The 15,224-nt window shown below is 66.3% G+C and carries 15 protein-coding genes; 5 read left to right on the top strand and 10 right to left on the bottom strand.

Going from position 1 to position 15,224, the window contains the following annotated elements; translation table 11 throughout:
- Positions 1-70: 70 nt before the first annotated feature.
- From sutA to glnK, 4 genes are all read right to left on the bottom strand, one after another.
- The gene (gene sutA, locus ACQ5BL_RS12390) at positions 71-397 is read right to left on the bottom strand and encodes a transcriptional regulator SutA (protein ID WP_207886733.1); all 327 of its coding nucleotides are present in this window, start codon (positions 395-397) and stop codon (positions 71-73) included.
- A gap of 78 nt (positions 398-475) precedes the next feature.
- Positions 476-901: a secondary thiamine-phosphate synthase enzyme YjbQ gene (locus ACQ5BL_RS12385; RefSeq protein ID WP_243803930.1), complete on the bottom strand. Its 426-nt coding sequence runs from the start codon at positions 899-901 to the stop codon at positions 476-478.
- Between the two features lie 106 nt (positions 902-1,007).
- On the bottom strand, positions 1,008-2,342 hold the full coding sequence (locus tag ACQ5BL_RS12380; protein WP_207886735.1) for an ammonium transporter: 1,335 nt from the start codon (positions 2,340-2,342) through the stop codon (positions 1,008-1,010).
- 42 nt (positions 2,343-2,384) lie between these two features.
- Positions 2,385-2,723: a P-II family nitrogen regulator gene (gene glnK, locus ACQ5BL_RS12375; RefSeq protein WP_003457590.1), complete on the bottom strand. Its 339-nt coding sequence runs from the start codon at positions 2,721-2,723 to the stop codon at positions 2,385-2,387.
- A gap of 402 nt (positions 2,724-3,125) precedes the next feature.
- On the opposite strand from glnK, the gene ACQ5BL_RS12370 reads away from it, so the two are divergent.
- Both ACQ5BL_RS12370 and ACQ5BL_RS12365 read left to right on the top strand, forming a co-directional pair.
- The gene (locus ACQ5BL_RS12370) at positions 3,126-3,407 is read left to right on the top strand and encodes an accessory factor UbiK family protein (RefSeq protein WP_243803928.1); all 282 of its coding nucleotides are present in this window, start codon (positions 3,126-3,128) and stop codon (positions 3,405-3,407) included.
- Positions 3,408-3,447: 40 nt separating this feature from the next.
- On the top strand, positions 3,448-4,938 hold the full coding sequence (locus ACQ5BL_RS12365; RefSeq protein ID WP_243803926.1) for a YifB family Mg chelatase-like AAA ATPase: 1,491 nt from the start codon (positions 3,448-3,450) through the stop codon (positions 4,936-4,938).
- Here ACQ5BL_RS12365 and ACQ5BL_RS12360 read toward each other — a convergent pair.
- Together ACQ5BL_RS12360 and ACQ5BL_RS12355 are read right to left on the bottom strand one after the other, a co-directional pair.
- Positions 4,935-5,414, bottom strand: coding sequence for a RidA family protein (locus tag ACQ5BL_RS12360; protein WP_243803924.1), 480 nt, complete (start codon positions 5,412-5,414; stop codon positions 4,935-4,937). The genes ACQ5BL_RS12365 and ACQ5BL_RS12360 overlap by 4 nt on opposite strands.
- A 28-nt stretch (positions 5,415-5,442) precedes the next feature.
- Positions 5,443-5,673, bottom strand: a complete 231-nt coding sequence (locus ACQ5BL_RS12355; protein ID WP_243803922.1) for a DUF1127 domain-containing protein — start codon at positions 5,671-5,673, stop codon at positions 5,443-5,445.
- Positions 5,674-5,859: 186 nt separating this feature from the next.
- Between ACQ5BL_RS12355 and ACQ5BL_RS12350 the strand changes: the two genes are divergently transcribed.
- Positions 5,860-7,308 carry a PLP-dependent aminotransferase family protein gene (locus tag ACQ5BL_RS12350; protein WP_243803920.1) on the top strand — a complete coding sequence of 483 codons (1,449 nt, stop codon included), beginning with the start codon at positions 5,860-5,862 and terminating at the stop codon, positions 7,306-7,308.
- A 97-nt stretch (positions 7,309-7,405) separates the two neighbouring features.
- Positions 7,406-8,209, top strand: coding sequence for a TlpA disulfide reductase family protein (locus tag ACQ5BL_RS12345; RefSeq protein ID WP_243803918.1), 804 nt, complete (start codon positions 7,406-7,408; stop codon positions 8,207-8,209).
- Between the two features lie 122 nt (positions 8,210-8,331).
- Here ACQ5BL_RS12345 and ACQ5BL_RS12340 read toward each other — a convergent pair whose 3' ends face one another.
- From ACQ5BL_RS12340 to ACQ5BL_RS12330, 3 genes are all read right to left on the bottom strand, one after another.
- Positions 8,332-8,808 carry a BRO-N domain-containing protein gene (locus ACQ5BL_RS12340; protein WP_243803916.1) on the bottom strand — a complete coding sequence of 159 codons (477 nt, stop codon included), beginning with the start codon at positions 8,806-8,808 and terminating at the stop codon, positions 8,332-8,334.
- A gap of 791 nt (positions 8,809-9,599) precedes the next feature.
- Positions 9,600-10,658, bottom strand: coding sequence for a haloacid dehalogenase-like hydrolase (locus ACQ5BL_RS12335; protein ID WP_243803914.1), 1,059 nt, complete (start codon positions 10,656-10,658; stop codon positions 9,600-9,602).
- 161 nt (positions 10,659-10,819) lie between these two features.
- Positions 10,820-11,740 carry a LysR substrate-binding domain-containing protein gene (locus ACQ5BL_RS12330; RefSeq protein WP_207886797.1) on the bottom strand — a complete coding sequence of 307 codons (921 nt, stop codon included), beginning with the start codon at positions 11,738-11,740 and terminating at the stop codon, positions 10,820-10,822.
- A gap of 148 nt (positions 11,741-11,888) precedes the next feature.
- Here ACQ5BL_RS12330 and ACQ5BL_RS12325 point away from each other — a divergent pair, with 148 nt between their 5' ends.
- Complete coding sequence (locus ACQ5BL_RS12325) at positions 11,889-13,280, top strand: NorM family multidrug efflux MATE transporter (protein ID WP_430293142.1); 1,392 nt, start codon at positions 11,889-11,891, stop codon at positions 13,278-13,280.
- On the opposite strand, the gene ACQ5BL_RS12320 is transcribed toward ACQ5BL_RS12325, so the two are convergent.
- Positions 13,270-14,949: a putative bifunctional diguanylate cyclase/phosphodiesterase gene (locus tag ACQ5BL_RS12320; RefSeq protein WP_243803910.1), complete on the bottom strand. Its 1,680-nt coding sequence runs from the start codon at positions 14,947-14,949 to the stop codon at positions 13,270-13,272. The genes ACQ5BL_RS12325 and ACQ5BL_RS12320 overlap by 11 nt on opposite strands.
- Between the last annotated feature and the right edge of the window lie 275 nt (positions 14,950-15,224).

Raw genomic sequence — 15,224 nt, 5'->3', positions numbered from 1 at the left:
CAAAGGGACATGAAAAAGCCCCGCCACTCCCTCTCGGGAATGGCGGGGCTTTTTCATGTCGCGTCGGATATCAGATAGGGCGGCTGCCGTATTTGCTATCCGGCTTCTTGGGCGGATCGGCGACCACGTTGGGCTCGATCTCCTGCACCTTGCCGCCACGATTGAGGAACTCCTCCATCGCCTTGGCCAGGGCATCGCGTTCCTTCTGCTTGGCTTCGACCGAGGGCAGTTCCTCTTCCTCTACCGCGGCCTTGGCTTTCTTGCCGCCACCGGAAGAAGAAGGGGCTTCATCCCCATCGCTGCCTTCGGCTTCGCCATCGTCAGCCGCGGCGAGTTCCTCGCCATCGTCCTCGTCGGCGCCGTCCAGCTCGTCCTGTTCCAGTTCTTCGTCGCTCATTATTCAACCTCTGTGGTGCTGCAAAGCACGTTAGTTATAGCCCAGCTGCGCGCTTTGACGAACGCAGCTGGAAAAAATTCATACAAGCTCGCCCTGCCAGGTCGCCACTACCCTGCGCGGGCCCCCGTGGTCACGGTGCTCGCCGAGATAGATACCCTGCCAGGTGCCCATTGCCAAGTGGCCATCCTGTATCGGCAGGGTCAGCTGGCAGCCCAGCAGGCTGGCCTTGAAGTGCGCCGGCAAATCGTCCGGGCCTTCGTAGTCATGTTCGTAGCCGCCCTCGCCCTGCGGTACCAGGCGATTGAAGAATCGCTCGAAGTCGCGGCGCACCGAGGGATCGGCATTTTCATTCACCGTCAGCGATGCCGAGGTGTGCTGCAACAGCAGGTGCAGCAGACCGACGCGGTACTTCGCGAGTTCCGGCAATGCCGCCAGGACTTCGTCGGTGACCAGGTGGAAGCCCCGCGAACGCGGGCGCAGGGTGATGGATTTCTGCTGCCACATGGCGGGCTCTCCTCCGTCCGTAACGGTGATGCGCGCGCATTCTAGCGTGATGTTCAAAAAAGCAAAGGGCGCCCGCAGGCGCCCTTTGTCGAACTTGCGCGAACCCTTACAGGTTGTAGCCGCGCTCGTTGTGCAGGGAGAGGTCCAGACCCATGGTTTCCTCTTCCTCGGTGACGCGCAGGCCCATGACCAGGTCCAGCACCTTGAGGATCACGAAGCTGACGATCGCGGTGTAAACGATGGTGAAGGCCACGCCCTTGAACTGGGTGAACAGCTGGGCGCCGATGTCGGTGACGGTGCCGAAGCCGCCCAGGGCGGGCGCTGCGAACACACCGGTGAGCAGGGCGCCGACGATGCCGCCGACCGCGTGCACGCCGAAGGCGTCCAGGGAGTCGTCGTAGCCGATGGCGCGCTTGAGGCTGGTGGCGGCGAAGAAGCAGATCACGCCGGCAGCCAGGCCGATCACGATGGCGCCCATCGGGCCGCAGGTGCCGGCGGCCGGGGTAACGGCGACCAGGCCGGCCACCACGCCGGAAGCGATGCCCAGGGCGCTCGGCTTACCGTGGGTGATCCACTCGGCGAACATCCAGCCCAGGGCAGCGGCGGCGGTGGCGATCTGGGTGACCAGCATGGCCATGCCGGCGGTGCCGTTGGCGGCGGCGGCGGAACCGGCGTTGAAGCCGAACCAGCCGACCCACAGCAGGGCGGCGCCGATCAGGGTGTAGCCCAGGTTGTGCGGCGCCATGGCGGCGTTCGGGTAGCCCTTGCGCTTGCCCATTACCAGGGCGGCGACCAGGCCCGCGACACCGGCGTTGATGTGCACCACGGTGCCGCCGGCGAAGTCCAGCACACCCCAGTCCCACAGCAGGCCACCGTCACCGCTCCACACCATGTGGGCGATCGGCGCGTAGACCAGGGTGAACCACAGGGTGGTGAAGATCAGCAGGGCGGAGAATTTCATGCGTTCGGCGAAGGCGCCGACGATCAGGGCCGGGGTGATGATCGCGAAGGTCATCTGGAACATCACGAAGACGCTCTCGGGGAACAGCGCGGCGGCGGAAGTCAGGCCGGTGGAGGTCAGGCCGCTGAGGAAGGCCTTGTCGAGTCCGCCGACGAAGGAGGCGAAGTTGACCACGCCCTTTTCCATGCCCACGGTGTCGAAGGCCAGGCTGTAGCCATAGACGACCCAGAGGATGCTGACCAGCGCGGTGATTGCGAAGCACTGCATCATGATCGACAGGACGTTCTTGGCGCGCACCATGCCGCCGTAGAACAGCGCCAGGCCGGGAATGGTCATCAGCAGCACCAGTGCGCTGGAAATCAGCATCCAGGCGGTGTCGCCGCTGTTCAGGACGGGGGCCGCGGCTTCGTCAGCCAAAGCCAGACCGGGCATTGCGAGAGGCAATAGGGCGCCTAGCCCTGCGTATTTGCGCAGAGTCATTGTTGTTTCTCCTGGGGCGTGTGGGTTCGGTGTGGGCTTGGCTTAGATCGCGTCGGTGCCGGTTTCGCCGGTACGGATACGAATGGCCTGTTCCAGGTTTACGACAAAGATCTTGCCGTCACCGATCTTCCCGGTGTTGGCGGCCTTGGTGATGGCTTCGATAACACGATCCAGTTGGTCATCGGCGATGGCGACGTCGATCTTCACCTTAGGCAGGAAGTCGACGACGTATTCCGCGCCACGGTACAGCTCGGTGTGGCCCTTCTGCCGGCCGAAGCCCTTGACTTCGGTCACAGTGATGCCCTGCACGCCGATCTCGGACAGCGACTCACGAACGTCGTCCAGCTTGAACGGCTTGATGATGGCTGTGACTAGCTTCATGTAACTCTCTCCCGTGTTTTGGTGGACCCGCCCCAGGAAGAACGAACCCGGGGACAAGTCTAAGCGCAGTGTCTGGCTTTTGTAATGCGCCGGCCGCCCTACCTCAGCACTCCGACTGCCTCAACGAAGCGATCCACCGCCTCGACTGCCGCACCGGTACTGCATCGGTGCACGCCATGCATGCCCCAAAGCATGAACCTTGCCAGCTCGGTGAAAAGCCCGTGGTTTCAGCCACTTGCTGGAATCACGGGAGTTCTGGCCAGTCGCCAGCCCGCTCCGGCCGCACCGAAAGCGCGCACGTGCAGCGGGCATACTGCTCAAAAAGCGTGCAATCCCCCGCGCCGCTGCCGGTGTCGGCTGCGTGATAGACTGCGCTCTGATTCAATCCGGAACCCATGAACCATGCTGCCGCCCAAAGCCTTCCTCGATGCCATCAGCCAACAAGCCGGACGCCTGTTCGGTGGCGAATCGCCCCTGCCGAAGGCCGAGCTGGAAGCCCAGTTCAAGGTTCTGATGCAGAGCGCCTTCAGCAAGCTCGACCTGGTCAGCCGTGACGAGTTCGACAGCCAGATGGTGGTGCTCGCCCGCACCCGCGCCCGCCTCGAGGCCCTGGAAGCCAAGGTCGCGGAAATGGAAACCAGGCTCTCGCCGCCCGCCGACGCCCCGGCCGAACCAGCCGAATAAATCCCCTCCGGCGGGGCGGCATGCGATCAAGGAGTGATCCATGTCCCTCGCCATCGTCCACAGCCGCGCCCAGGTTGGCGTCGAAGCGCCCGGCGTCACCGTCGAGGCGCACCTGGCCAACGGCCTGCCGTCGCTGACCCTGGTCGGCCTGCCCGAAGGCGCCGTAAAGGAGAGCAAGGACCGCGTGCGCAGCGCCCTGCTCAATGCCGGCTTCGACTTCCCCGCCCGCCGCATCACGCTCAACCTCGCCCCGGCCGACCTGCCGAAGGATGGTGGGCGCTTCGACCTCGCCATCGCCCTGGGCATCCTCGCCGCCAGCGGGCAGCTTGCCGATGCGAGCGGCCTGGATGATCTGGAATGCCTGGGCGAACTGGCGCTCTCCGGCACGCTACGACCGGTGCCGGGCGTACTCCCAGCCGCCTTGGCCGCCCGCGCCGCCGGACGGGCGCTGGTAGTACCCAGGGAGAATGCTGAGGAAGCCAGCCTCGCCAGCGGGCTGACGGTCTATGCGGTCGGCCATCTGCTGGAGCTGGCCGCGCACTTCAGCGGCCAGGAGCGCCTGCGCCCCTACGAGGCGAACGGCCTGCTGCGCAGCACGCCGCCCTACCCCGATCTCGCCGAAGTGCAAGGCCAGGCCGCCGCCAAGCGCGCCCTGCTGGTGGCCGCCGCGGGGGCGCACAACCTGCTGCTCAGCGGCCCACCCGGCACCGGCAAGACGCTGCTGGCCAGCCGTCTGCCGGGCCTGATGCCACCGCTGGACGAGGACGAAGCCTTGCAGGTGGCAGCCATCCACTCCGTCGCCGGACGCGGCCCGCTGACCCACTGGCCACAGCGTCCCTTCCGCCAGCCGCACCACACGGCGTCAGCGCCAGCGCTGGTCGGTGGCGGCAGCCGTCCGCAGCCGGGCGAGATCACCCTGGCCCACGAAGGCGTGCTGTTCCTCGATGAGCTGCCGGAATTCGATCGAAAAGTGCTGGAAGTCCTGCGCGAACCGCTCGAAGGCGGCGAGATCGTGATTGCCCGCGCCAACGGCCGCGTCCGCTTCCCGGCGCGCTTCCAGCTGGTGGCGGCGATGAATCCCTGCCCGTGTGGCTATCTCGGCGACCCCAGCGGCCGCTGCCGCTGCACGCCGGAGCAGATCCAGCGCTACCGTGCCAAGCTCTCCGGGCCGCTGCTGGACCGCATCGACCTGCACCTGACGGTCAGCCGCGAAAGCACCAGCCTCGCCCCCAGCGGCCCCAGCACCAGCAGCGCCGAGCTGGCGGTGCAGGTCGCCGCCGCGCGCCAGCGCCAGCTGGACCGGCAGGGCTGCGCGAATGCCTTCCTCGACCTGAAGAAGATGCACCAATACTGTGCACTGAGCCCGGAAGACCAGGCCTGGCTGGAGAAGGCCGGCGAGCGCCTGAACCTGTCACTGCGCGCCCTGCACCGGATTCTCAAGGTGGCGCGCACCCTGGCCGACCTGCAGCAGGCACAGGCCATCGGCCGGGCGCACCTGGCTGAAGCCTTGCAGTACCGCGCGGGGCACTAGCCTTCTGCAACGGCAACGAGATTCAGCTCGACCGTCGCATTCTTCGGCAGCTGATAGACACCAACGGAGGTGCGCGTGTGCACGCCGGCATCGCCCAGCACTTCGTACAGCACAGCAGATGCCGCATCGGCCACCTCGCTCTGTTGCGTGAAGTTCTCGGCTGACTGCACGAACACATTGAGTTGCAGCACCTTGCGAACGCGTTCGAGATCGCCCAGCGCCTGCCGCAGCAACGCCAGCGCCCGCATCACGCAGACCTTGGCGGCGAGCTGAGCGTCGGCCAATGACGCATCGCCGCCCGCCCGGCCGGTGACGACGACCTCGTTGCCCACCCGAGGAATCTGCCCGCTGACATGCACCTGGTTTCCCTCGATCAGGAACGGCACATAATTGCCGCCGATCCTGATCTCGCCTGCGAAGTCGTAGCCGAGTTCGCGGGCGATCCGTTCAAACGCGACAGCGCGCGTATCGCTCATAAGTGCTCCCCGAATGGTCAACTGGTGATCAGCAGCGCCAGAACGGCCGCATCGCTTCGAGCTTCGCCTGCTCGCGGCTGATGCCGATATCGCGAAGCTGCTCGTCACTGAGCTCCAGCAATTGCTTGCGGGTGCGCACGCGGCGCCAGAACTGCTGCCAGCGGCTTTCCTGCCGGCCGCACGGGATCACGCGAGCCTCGGGAAGGCCCAGCAGCTCCTGTTGGTACAGGGTCAGGCGCACATCGCTCATGCCGGTCATGTCATCGTTCCTCCACGTTCGGGTTCACCGGATGTGGAACTAGCCTGACGAATCGGCGAAAAGCATCACAGATTCAACACAGAAGAATTTTTTCCATACAGAGGCGAGCGAAATCGGTCTGAATGGCGTATTTTTCCCCAATCTGTACTGCATGAAGTCGAATCAGCCCGAAGCTGGAGATCTGTCATGAAGCGCTATGCACAGCTCGCCGCCACCCTTGGCGAACGCATCGAGCAGGGGCTGTACCGCCCCGGCGACCGCCTGCCCTCGGTGCGCGCATTGAGCGAGGAGCATGGCGTCAGCATCAGCACGGTGCAGCAGGCCTATCGCGTGCTGGAAGATTCGGGATTGGTGGAGCCACGGCCAAAGTCCGGCTACTTCGTGCCCGAACGCCGTCACCTGCCGCCGCTGCCGGCGATGACCCGGCCGGCACAGCGGCCAGTGGAAGTCTCGCAGTGGGACCAGGTGCTGGAACAGGTACGGCGCGCGCCCGGCAGCGACCTCATCCAGCTCGGGCGCGGTACGCCGGATATCTCCAGCCCCTCGCTCAAACCGCTGCAACGCGCCATGGTTCACGCGGCGCGGCGCACCGACATGCACAGCCTCGGCTACGAAGGCATCCAGGGTTCGCTGGACCTGCGCGAGCAGATCGCCCGGCTGATGCTCGATTCCGGCTGCCAGGTGCCGCCCAGCGAGATCGTCGTCACCACCGGCTGCCAGGAGGCGCTGGCGATCACCCTGCGCGCCATCTGCCAGCCGGGGGACATCGTCGCCATCGACTCGCCGAGCTTCCACGGCGCCATGCAGGCGCTCAAGGCGTACGGCCTGAAGGCGCTGGAAATCCCCACCGACCCGGTCAACGGCGTCAGCCTGGAAGCGCTGGAGCTGGCCATGGAACAGTGGCCGGTGAAGCTGATCCTGCTCACCCCCAACTGCAACAACCCGCTGGGCTACATCATGCCGGACGCGCGCAAGCGCGCCCTGCTGTCCCTGGCGGCGCGCTACGACGTGCCGATCCTGGAAGACGACGTCTACGGCGAGCTGGCCTATGCCTTCCCCCGCCCACGCAGCATCAAGTCCTTCGACGCCGACGACCGCGTGCTGCTGGCAAGCTCCTTCTCCAAGACCGTGGCGCCGGGCCTGCGTACCGGCTGGGTGGTGCCGGGGCGCTACCTGGACCGCATCCTGCACTTCAAGTACATCGCCAGCGGCACCTGCGCGCCGCAACCGCAGATGGCCCTGGCCGAGTTCGTCGGCGGCGGCCACTACGAGCCGCACATCCGCCGGATGCGCGCCCAGTACCAGCGCCACCGCGACCTGATGACCGAATGGGTCGGCCGCTATTTCCCCGAAGGCACGCTGGCCAGTCGGCCGCGCGGCGGCTTCATGCTCTGGGTGGAGATGGACGAGCAGTTCGACAGCGTGCGGCTCAACCAGGAGCTGCGCCGCGACAACGTGCAGGTGGCGGCGGGCAATATCTTTTCCGCCTCCGGCAAGTACCGCAATTGCATCCGCATGAACTACTCCAGCCGCGACCTGGCGCGTATCGAGGACGCCGTGCGCAAGGTCGGCGCCTGCGCCACGCGGCTGACCGCCGAGCGCCGCGCGCAGGACGAGGAGCTGCTGCCGGCCTGACGGGAAACATTTATCCACAGCCTGGCGCTGCCGCGCGGCGCCGGGCTGCTGTACCTTCCCTTCCTTCTGCAAGGCACTTCGATTCAAGGCGCTCGCGTTGACCAGTCTCACCCTCGGCTCCCTGGCCATTCCCCTGCCCCACGTGCTGCTCTACCTCGGCTTCTTCGTCGCGCTCTTCGCCGGCTGGCTGGTCGGACGCAAGCGTGGCGCCAACCCCGAGGGGGCGTTGTTCAGCATGCTCCTTGGCGGCCTGCTGGTGGCGCGGCTGGCCTTCGTCGCCCGCTACGCCGAGCAGTATGCGGCGACGCCGCTGGGCATCGTGGATATCCGCGACGGCGGCTTCCTCGCCCTGCCGGGTATTCTGGCGGCGGCGCTGATCGGTGGCCTGCTGGCCTGGCGCAAGGCTGCGCTGCGCCGACCATTGGCGGTGGCTGCGGTGGTCGGAGCCTGCGTCTGGGGCGGCGGCAATGCCGTGGTTTCGGCGCTGGACCGCAGCCAGCAGATTCCCGCACTGACGGTGCAGGACCTGCGCGGCCAGCCGGTGGACCTGCGTGCCCTGGATGGCCGGCCGCTGGTGGTCAATCTCTGGGCCAGCTGGTGCCCACCCTGCCGGCGCGAGATGCCCGTGCTGGAGGCCGCGCAGCGGCAACGCAGCGACGTGCGCTTCCTGCTGGTCAACCAGGGCGAGTCCGCCGAGGCAGTGCAGCGCTTCCTCCGCGACCAGGGCCTGAGCGAGTCGGCGGTACTGCTCGACAGCGGCAACCACCTGGGCCAGGCCACCGGCGCCTACGGCATGCCCACCACGCTGTTCTACGACGCGCAGGGCCGCCTGAAGCACAGCCAGATGGGCGAACTCTCCGCCGCCAGCCTGGAGTACGGGCTGGAGCGACTCAAGGACTGATACGCCACCTACCTGTAGGAGCGAGCTTGCTCGCGAACCCTGGCGTTGCGCCGAATCGTCCGGCGTGTGTGGGTAGTTTTTCGCGAGCAAGCTCGCTCCTACAAGGGGGCACACCTCCGGTATCAGCTGTGAAGGCTGTCTTCCATCAGGCGTACGGCATCGCCCCAGCGCACCCACAGCTTGCCCTGCCAATCCAGCACCGACAGCGATTGCCCCAGCAGTTGTTCCATGCGACGGCGCGGCAGGCGCAGGTCGTGGCTAGGCGAATCGCGCAGGACCGGCAGCACGTCGTTGCTCAGCCATTGGCGCAGGCTGCGGTTTTCCGCGTGGTAGCAGTAGATCAGCAGCAGCGCGTAGAGGCCGCTTTCACTGACCAGTAGTTCCGCGTCCTCCACGCCGACCAGGCGTTCGTGGCGGCGCTGGTCCGCATCGAGCCGGGCGATGATTTGCGGCGGCACCGGCCGGCTGAGCAGCTTGCCCAGATCGCGGACCACGAACCATGCCTGCTGCTCGATCAGCAGCGCGCGCAGGCGGCGGTTGTAGCGGGTGAAACTGATGGGGAACAGGCCGTCGGCGGACGGGGAAATCGAACTGTTCATGCTGTAGCTCCTTGCTCGCTCAAGAAGCCGCCGCCCGAAACATCCGAAAGAGGGAGGCGGACCGTGCAAGGGTGGAAACCGGCACATCACCGGTCGAGCCGAAGCCCGCCTCACACGGTCCGCCATAGGAAGACAGGGAGCATTGGACCAATAAGCCCAACGCTCCCAACTACAACGAACCAATGTGCAGGTTTCCACACCTGACCACGATGACGCTGTGGCAGGCGAAACGCTAAGCAGTGGACTTGTAGGACCGCAACGCCGCTGGAGTGTAGGGGCGTTCCCAAGCTCGCCGCCGCCAAAACCTCGAATGTGTCGGACGACTTTCGGGAACTGAGAGGCTGTCGGGAAATTCGGAGGAAAGTCCTTTCGACGGTGCCGTTCTGAGGGATTGGGGACGGGGAGTGTTCGCGAGCCGGGACAGGGCCGGTCCTACAGGCTTCTGCCCGTGGATTGCGGCGTGCTGGGATCGCTCTTGTAGGAGCGGATCTTATCCGCGAATCGCACGGTTCGATGTTGGGCTGGGAAATCGCGGACAAAGTCCGCTCCTACGGGATTTCCCCTGTGGCTCGCAGCGCCGGGGTCGTTCGTAGGATGGGTAGAGCTTGCGATACCCATCAGCGAAGCCTGCGCGGCCACCGATGGGTATCGCTTCGCTCCACGCCATCCTACGCATCCGCCCTACCAAAACGCGCGTGCTGCTCTTGTGTAGGAGCGGACTTCGTCCGCGATTTGCCCCGCGCAAGGTGGGATCGCGGACGGAGTCCGCTCCTACGAAAGGCTGCCCAGCGTTACTGGATCTCTTCAGGCTTCACGATCACCCAGTTCTTGTCGGCGGTGACCGTCTGGCCCAGCTTGGCCTGGGTTTCGGCGTTCTTCTTGATCATGCCGTTGAGCTGGTCCATGTACTTGGGCTTGCGGTTGATCCACAGGTGGATGCCATTGTCGGCAGTACCGTTGAACAGCATGTAGCCATCGCTGCTGGGGGTGTCGCCGCCGACCAGGATCGGGCGCTTCCACTGGTCGATGTAGGTGAGGATCGCGGCCTGCTTGCCGGCCATCCAGGTCGCCGGGGTCCACAGGTAGGGCGTGACTTCCAGGTCCAGGTTGGCCTTGGGATCGTACTTGCCGGCGGTGATCTGCTTGCGTGCGGTGGTCAGCTCGCCGCTCTTGCGGTCCTTGAGCAGGGTGGTGACGCCGATGACGTTCTCCGGCTTCACGTTGTAGCCGTACTTCGGATCGGAGGCGACCATGCGCACCAGCTCTTCATGGGCGGCGGTCATCACGTAGACCTCGATGCCGTTCTCCATCAGCTTGTTGTACAGCTCGGTCTGGCCGGTGAAGACCTTGGGCGGGTTGATCTCGATGGTCTTGACCGCATCACCTTCGTAATAGGTGCTGGGGATCGGCTTGCCGTAGGCCATCAGCTCGTCGACGTAGCCCTTGAGTTCCTTGAGGGTGAAGCCGGAGAACACCTGGGCGACCCAGGGGTAGCAGACCATGTCGTCGATTTCGCAGAGCCGGTAGTAGTAGCTGTTGAGGCTCTCCTTGTGGCCGTTCACGTCCTTGAACGGGATCAGCTTGAGCGAGGGGTCGAGCTTCTCGCGGGTCAGCAGGCCCTTCATTTCCAGGAAGGGCAGCAGCGACTCTTCCAGGTCGTAGCGGTAGCTGGTGTTGTCCATGTCGAAGACCGCGAAGGCGCCCTTGTTGGCGTTGGCGGCGATCAGGGCGTCGAGCTGTTTCGCGGCCGGCTCCGGCCAGTGCTTGAGCTCCGTGGCGGCGTTAGCGGTGGCGGCAACGGCGGTGCTGGCGAGAAGCAGGCTGGCAAGCAGAGTACGCATGGGCTTCATGGGGTTCCCCCGAGGTGGTCTTTTGGGTTGGGGAAAACCCGTTGCGGGCCCTCCCCTGGACTAGTCCACCACTGACCCTAGCAAAGCCTTGTTTCAACTCGGCTACCAAGGCCGACGTGAAACATCGTGTCCACGCCAGGACTTGTCTGTTCGCGGCAGCTCTAGTCGAGAAGCGCCACCGGCGGCAATTGCATGGCCTGAACCTCGGCCAGGAGGAAGTCGCGCAGCCGGCGCAGGCGTTCCTGCTGCCGGCGCGCGCGGGGCCAGACCAGGTAGTAGCTCTCGCCGCTGGCCACCGCGCTCGGCCAGGGCAGCGCCAGCCGGCCCTGGTTGGCGTCTTCGGCGACCATCACCAGGTCGCCGATGGACACGCCGTAGCCCCGCGTCGCGGCGACGATACCCAGTTCCAGGGTGTCGAAGACCTGCCCGCCCTTGAGCGAAACCTGCTCGCTCAGCCCCATGCGCTGCAGCCAGCGACGCCAGTCGCGGCGGTCCAGCGTGGGGTGCAGCAGTTCGGCGCCGGCCAGGCGCTCGGCGTCCCACGGGCCATCGTCGAGCAGCGCCGGCGAACCCACCGGAATCAGCCACTCGGGGAACAGCAGGGTGCCTTCCCAGTCCGGGGGGAAGTGCCCGGTACTGAGCAATACGGCGCAGTCGAAAGGCTCATTGAGAAAATCCACCTGGTCCACGTCCATCCAGGCGCTGGTCAGTTGCACCTCGATGTCAGTGTTGCGCATGCGGAAGTTGCTCAGCCGTGACAGCAGCCAGCGCATGGTCATGGTCGAAGGTGCCTTCAGGCGCAGCACGCCCTCTTCCGCCCGCAGGCTGGAACAGGCGCGTTCCAGCGAATCGAAGCCATCGCGCAGGCCGGGCAGCAGCAGGCGCGCCGGCTCGGTCAGCTCCAGTTGCCGGCCACGCCGCTGGAACAGGCGGCAGGCGAAGTGCTCTTCCAGGGTCTTGATGTGCCGGCTCACCGCACTCTGGGTGATCGCCAGCTCCTCGGCGGCGCGGGTGAAGGACGCATGCCGGGCGGCGGCCTCGAAGGCACGCAGGGCATAGAGGGGCGGCAACTGGCGGTTCATGGCGGACTCCGGATTCATCCTGGCATGAGTATGACTCATGAATCACATCGTTTTTTTCCTTTTGTGCCCGCCCGTACACACACCAGAGAATGAGGCACTTTCCATTCGGAAGGCCCCGCTGCGGGCCGCCGCAGACTGAGCCTGACTCATGAAACGCCTGTACCGCGACGAACTCACCGCCATCCTCCGCCTGGCCGGCCCGCTGATCGCCGCCCAGCTGGCCTACGTGGCCATGGTGTTCACCGACACCGTGATGATGGGCAAGCTCGGCCGCGAGGCGCTGGCCAGCGGCGGCCTGGGCGCGTCCAGCTACGCGCTGGTTTCGACCTTCTGCGTCGGCGTGGTGGCCGCCACCGGCAACCTGGTCGCGATCCGCCACGGCGCACGGGACAGCGCTGGAGTAGTCCAGGCGACCCAGGCCGGCCTGTGGATCGGCCTGGCGCTGTCGCTGCTGGCGGGACTGCTGCTGTGGAACCTGGGGCCGATCCTGCTGACCTTCGGCCAGGCCCCGGAAACCGTCGCCGGGACGATGAGCTTCCTGCACAGCATCGTCTTCGCGCTGCCCGGTTACATGGTCTTCATGGTGCTGCGCGGCTTCACCAGCGCCATCGAGCGCAGCGGCCCGGTGATGGCGATCAGCGTGCTCGGCGCGCTGGCCAACTTCGCCCTGAACTACGCCTTCATCGAGGGCTTGTTCGGCCTGCCACGCCTGGGGCTGGCGGGGATCGGCCTGGTCACCGCCGTGGTGATGAACGCCCTGCCGGTGATCCTTGCGCTGTACCTGCGCTGGCACCCGGCCTACCGCGACTACCCGCTGCTGCGCGGGCTGTCGCGGCCGGACTGGCGGGTGATCGGCGAGTCCCTGCGCCTGGGCCTGTCCATCGGCGGCACCTACGCGGTGGAGTCGGGGATGTTCACCGTGGCCACGCTGTGCATGGGCGCCATCGGCAGCACCGCGCTGGCCGCGCACCAGATCGCCATCCAGTCGGTGTACGTGGCCTTCATGGTGCCGGTGGGGATTTCCTATGCGGTGACCTTCCGCATCGGCCAGCACTACGGCGCCGGCCGGCTGGTCGACGCGCGTCGCGCCGGACGCCTGGGGATCGGCTTCGGCGCCGCCTGCATGTTCGCCTTCGCCGCGCTGTTCTGGCTGGCGCCGGATCTGGTCATTGGCCTGTTCCTCGACCATGACGACCCGACCAACCAGGAGGTGGTGCAACTGGCCGTCAGCCTGCTGGCGATCGCCGCCTGGTTCGAGCTGTTCGATGGCACCCAGAGCATCGCCATGGGCGCGATCCGCGGCCTGAAGGATGCGCGCACCACCTTCCTGGTGGGGCTGGCCGGTTATTGGCTGGTCGGGGTGCCGATGGCGTTGCTGCTGGCCTTCCCGCTCGGCTGGGGGCCCAGCGGCGTGTGGTGGGGGCTGGCCTCGGGGCTGGCGTGCGCGGCGATCGGCCTGTGCCTGGCGTTCGAGGCGAAGACGGCCCGACTGTTGCGTCCACAGGCAGCAGGCGCCGCCCCGGTTCCGGTCAGCTGTTGATCGAATCCTGCAGGCGCAGCGCGCGGGTACCGCCGAACACCAGGAAGCGCGCCAGCTCCGCCAGGGGCAGCGGTCGGCTGATCCCGTAGCCCTGGACCTGGTCGCAGCCGAACTGATTCAGCTGCTCCTGCTGCTCGGCGGTCTCGACGCCTTCGGCCACCACCTCGAGGTTGAGGTTGTGCGCCAGGTTGATCATGGCCCGCACCAGTTGCAGGCTTTCCGGGCTCTCGTGCATGTCGCCGACGAAACTCTTGTCGATCTTCAGCAGGGTGATCGGCAGGCTGCTGAGGTGCACGAAAGAAGAGAAGCCGGTGCCGAAATCGTCCAGCGAGAAGCGCACGCCCAGCCGGCCGAGGACCTGCATGGTCTGCAGTACCTTGTCGCTGCGACGCATCACGGCGGTTTCGGTGAGTTCGAACTCCAGCCAGCGGGCATCGACGCCGCGCAGGCGGATCAGCCGCTCCAGGGTGGGCAGCAGCTGGCCGTCCTGGAACTGGCGGAACGACAGGTTGATCGCCATGTGCAGCGGCGGCAGGCCGCGTCCGCGCAGCCACTGCATGTCGCGCAGGGCGCGGGAGATCACCCAGTAGCCGAGCGGTACGATCAGCCCGCTTTCCTCCGCCAGCGGCACGAAATCCCCCGGCGTCAGCAGACCGCGTTCGGGGTGACGCCAGCGCACCAGCGCTTCCAGCCCCACGATGCGGCCCGCCTTCAGGTCCAGACGTGGCTGGTAGTGCAGCTCCAGCTCGTCGCGGCGCAGCGCCCGGCGCAGTTCGCTCTCAAGGTCCGCGAGGCTGCGCGCGCCACGGTTGATGCGCTCGTCGAACACATGGAAGGTGCAGCCCTGGCGGGCCTTGGCCTGCTGCATGGCGATGTGCGCGTGCCACATCAGCGGGTCGGCGCCATCGCCGGCGATGGCGTGGGCCATGCCCAGGCTGCAACCCAGCAGCAGGCTTTCACCCTCCACCCGGTAGGGCTCGCCGAGGACCTCGATGATGCGTTCGGCGACCCACTCCACCCGCGCCGGATCGCGGCGGGTATCCAGCAGCAGGGCGAACTCGTCGCTGCCCAGGCGGGCGATGAGGTCGCCGTTGTCCAATTGCGCCTTGAGGCGCTCGACCACCTGCAGGATCAGCCGGTCGCCGCCCTGGTGGCCGAGGGCGTCGTTGACGTGGCGGAAGTTGTCCAGGTCCAGGTGCCCGAGCGCGAGACCATGGCCACCGCACTCGTTCAGGCGGGCGGCGAGCAGGGTCTGGAAGCCCTGGCGGTTGGCGATGCCGGTGAGCGGGTCCTGTTCGGCCAGGACCTGCAGCGTGCTCTGCAACGAGGCGCGCTCGCGCACATAGCGCAGGCAGCGGCGCAGCACTTCGGTGTTGAGGCTCTCCGCGACCAGCCAGTCGGTGACCCCCATGGGCTCCTGCGCGGGCTCGCGTTCGAGCAGCAGGACCAGCGGCAGGTGGCACTGATGGGAAGATGGCAGCTTGTCGGGGGTGGCCAGGACCAGGCCGACCCGGCCTTCGTCGAACAGGCTGCTGGCGGCCTGCCAGGACGGCGCCGTGATCAGGGAATAGCCCTGTCCCAACGCGTCCAGATGTCCGCGAAGCAGCTGGGCCCACTGCGGCGCTTCCGCCAGCAGGAGCAGGCGCGCTGGTTCAACCGACGCTACCACGCGACCCCCGTGTTCATGCGATGGAAGCAACCTGGCGCCATCCCTGTGCCCGTCCTTCCGGTTGTGAAGCCTTCGTCGCATCCGGCTCCCCGGGCACAAACGACACTTCAGAGAAACTCTTAAGAGTTTTCTTCAAGTATTGCTCACACAAGCCTAATACATGTACGGATTTATCCAAAACCAGGAAGCACGATCCCGTCACACTTCGTCGCTATTCCGAGCGGCACCCCGACGCCCGGCACGGCCTGCTAGAATACGCGCCCGCTTCGCTACAG

This window comes from Pseudomonas sp. B1-22 (assembly GCF_050474425.1).
Lineage (GTDB): Bacteria > Pseudomonadota > Gammaproteobacteria > Pseudomonadales > Pseudomonadaceae > Pseudomonas.
This window is presented reverse-complemented; position numbering and strand designations above follow the sequence as displayed.

Excerpts from the sequence above, each read along its gene's own strand:
- sutA (WP_207886733.1), bottom strand. The coding sequence starts at position 397 with ATGAGCGACGAAGAACTGGAACAGGACGAGCTGGACGGCGCCGACGAG.
- ACQ5BL_RS12385 (WP_243803930.1), bottom strand. The coding sequence starts at position 901 with ATGTGGCAGCAGAAATCCATCACCCTGCGCCCGCGTTCGCGGGGCTTC.
- ACQ5BL_RS12380 (WP_207886735.1), bottom strand. The coding sequence starts at position 2,342 with ATGACTCTGCGCAAATACGCAGGGCTAGGCGCCCTATTGCCTCTCGCA.
- glnK (WP_003457590.1), bottom strand. The coding sequence starts at position 2,723 with ATGAAGCTAGTCACAGCCATCATCAAGCCGTTCAAGCTGGACGACGTT.
- ACQ5BL_RS12370 (WP_243803928.1), top strand. The coding sequence starts at position 3,126 with ATGCTGCCGCCCAAAGCCTTCCTCGATGCCATCAGCCAACAAGCCGGA.
- ACQ5BL_RS12365 (WP_243803926.1), top strand. The coding sequence starts at position 3,448 with ATGTCCCTCGCCATCGTCCACAGCCGCGCCCAGGTTGGCGTCGAAGCG.
- ACQ5BL_RS12360 (WP_243803924.1), bottom strand. The coding sequence starts at position 5,414 with ATGAGCGATACGCGCGCTGTCGCGTTTGAACGGATCGCCCGCGAACTC.
- ACQ5BL_RS12355 (WP_243803922.1), bottom strand. The coding sequence starts at position 5,673 with ATGACCGGCATGAGCGATGTGCGCCTGACCCTGTACCAACAGGAGCTG.
- ACQ5BL_RS12350 (WP_243803920.1), top strand. The coding sequence starts at position 5,860 with ATGAAGCGCTATGCACAGCTCGCCGCCACCCTTGGCGAACGCATCGAG.
- ACQ5BL_RS12340 (WP_243803916.1), bottom strand. The coding sequence starts at position 8,808 with ATGAACAGTTCGATTTCCCCGTCCGCCGACGGCCTGTTCCCCATCAGT.
- ACQ5BL_RS12335 (WP_243803914.1), bottom strand. The coding sequence starts at position 10,658 with ATGAAGCCCATGCGTACTCTGCTTGCCAGCCTGCTTCTCGCCAGCACC.
- ACQ5BL_RS12330 (WP_207886797.1), bottom strand. The coding sequence starts at position 11,740 with ATGAACCGCCAGTTGCCGCCCCTCTATGCCCTGCGTGCCTTCGAGGCC.
- ACQ5BL_RS12325 (WP_430293142.1), top strand. The coding sequence starts at position 11,889 with ATGAAACGCCTGTACCGCGACGAACTCACCGCCATCCTCCGCCTGGCC.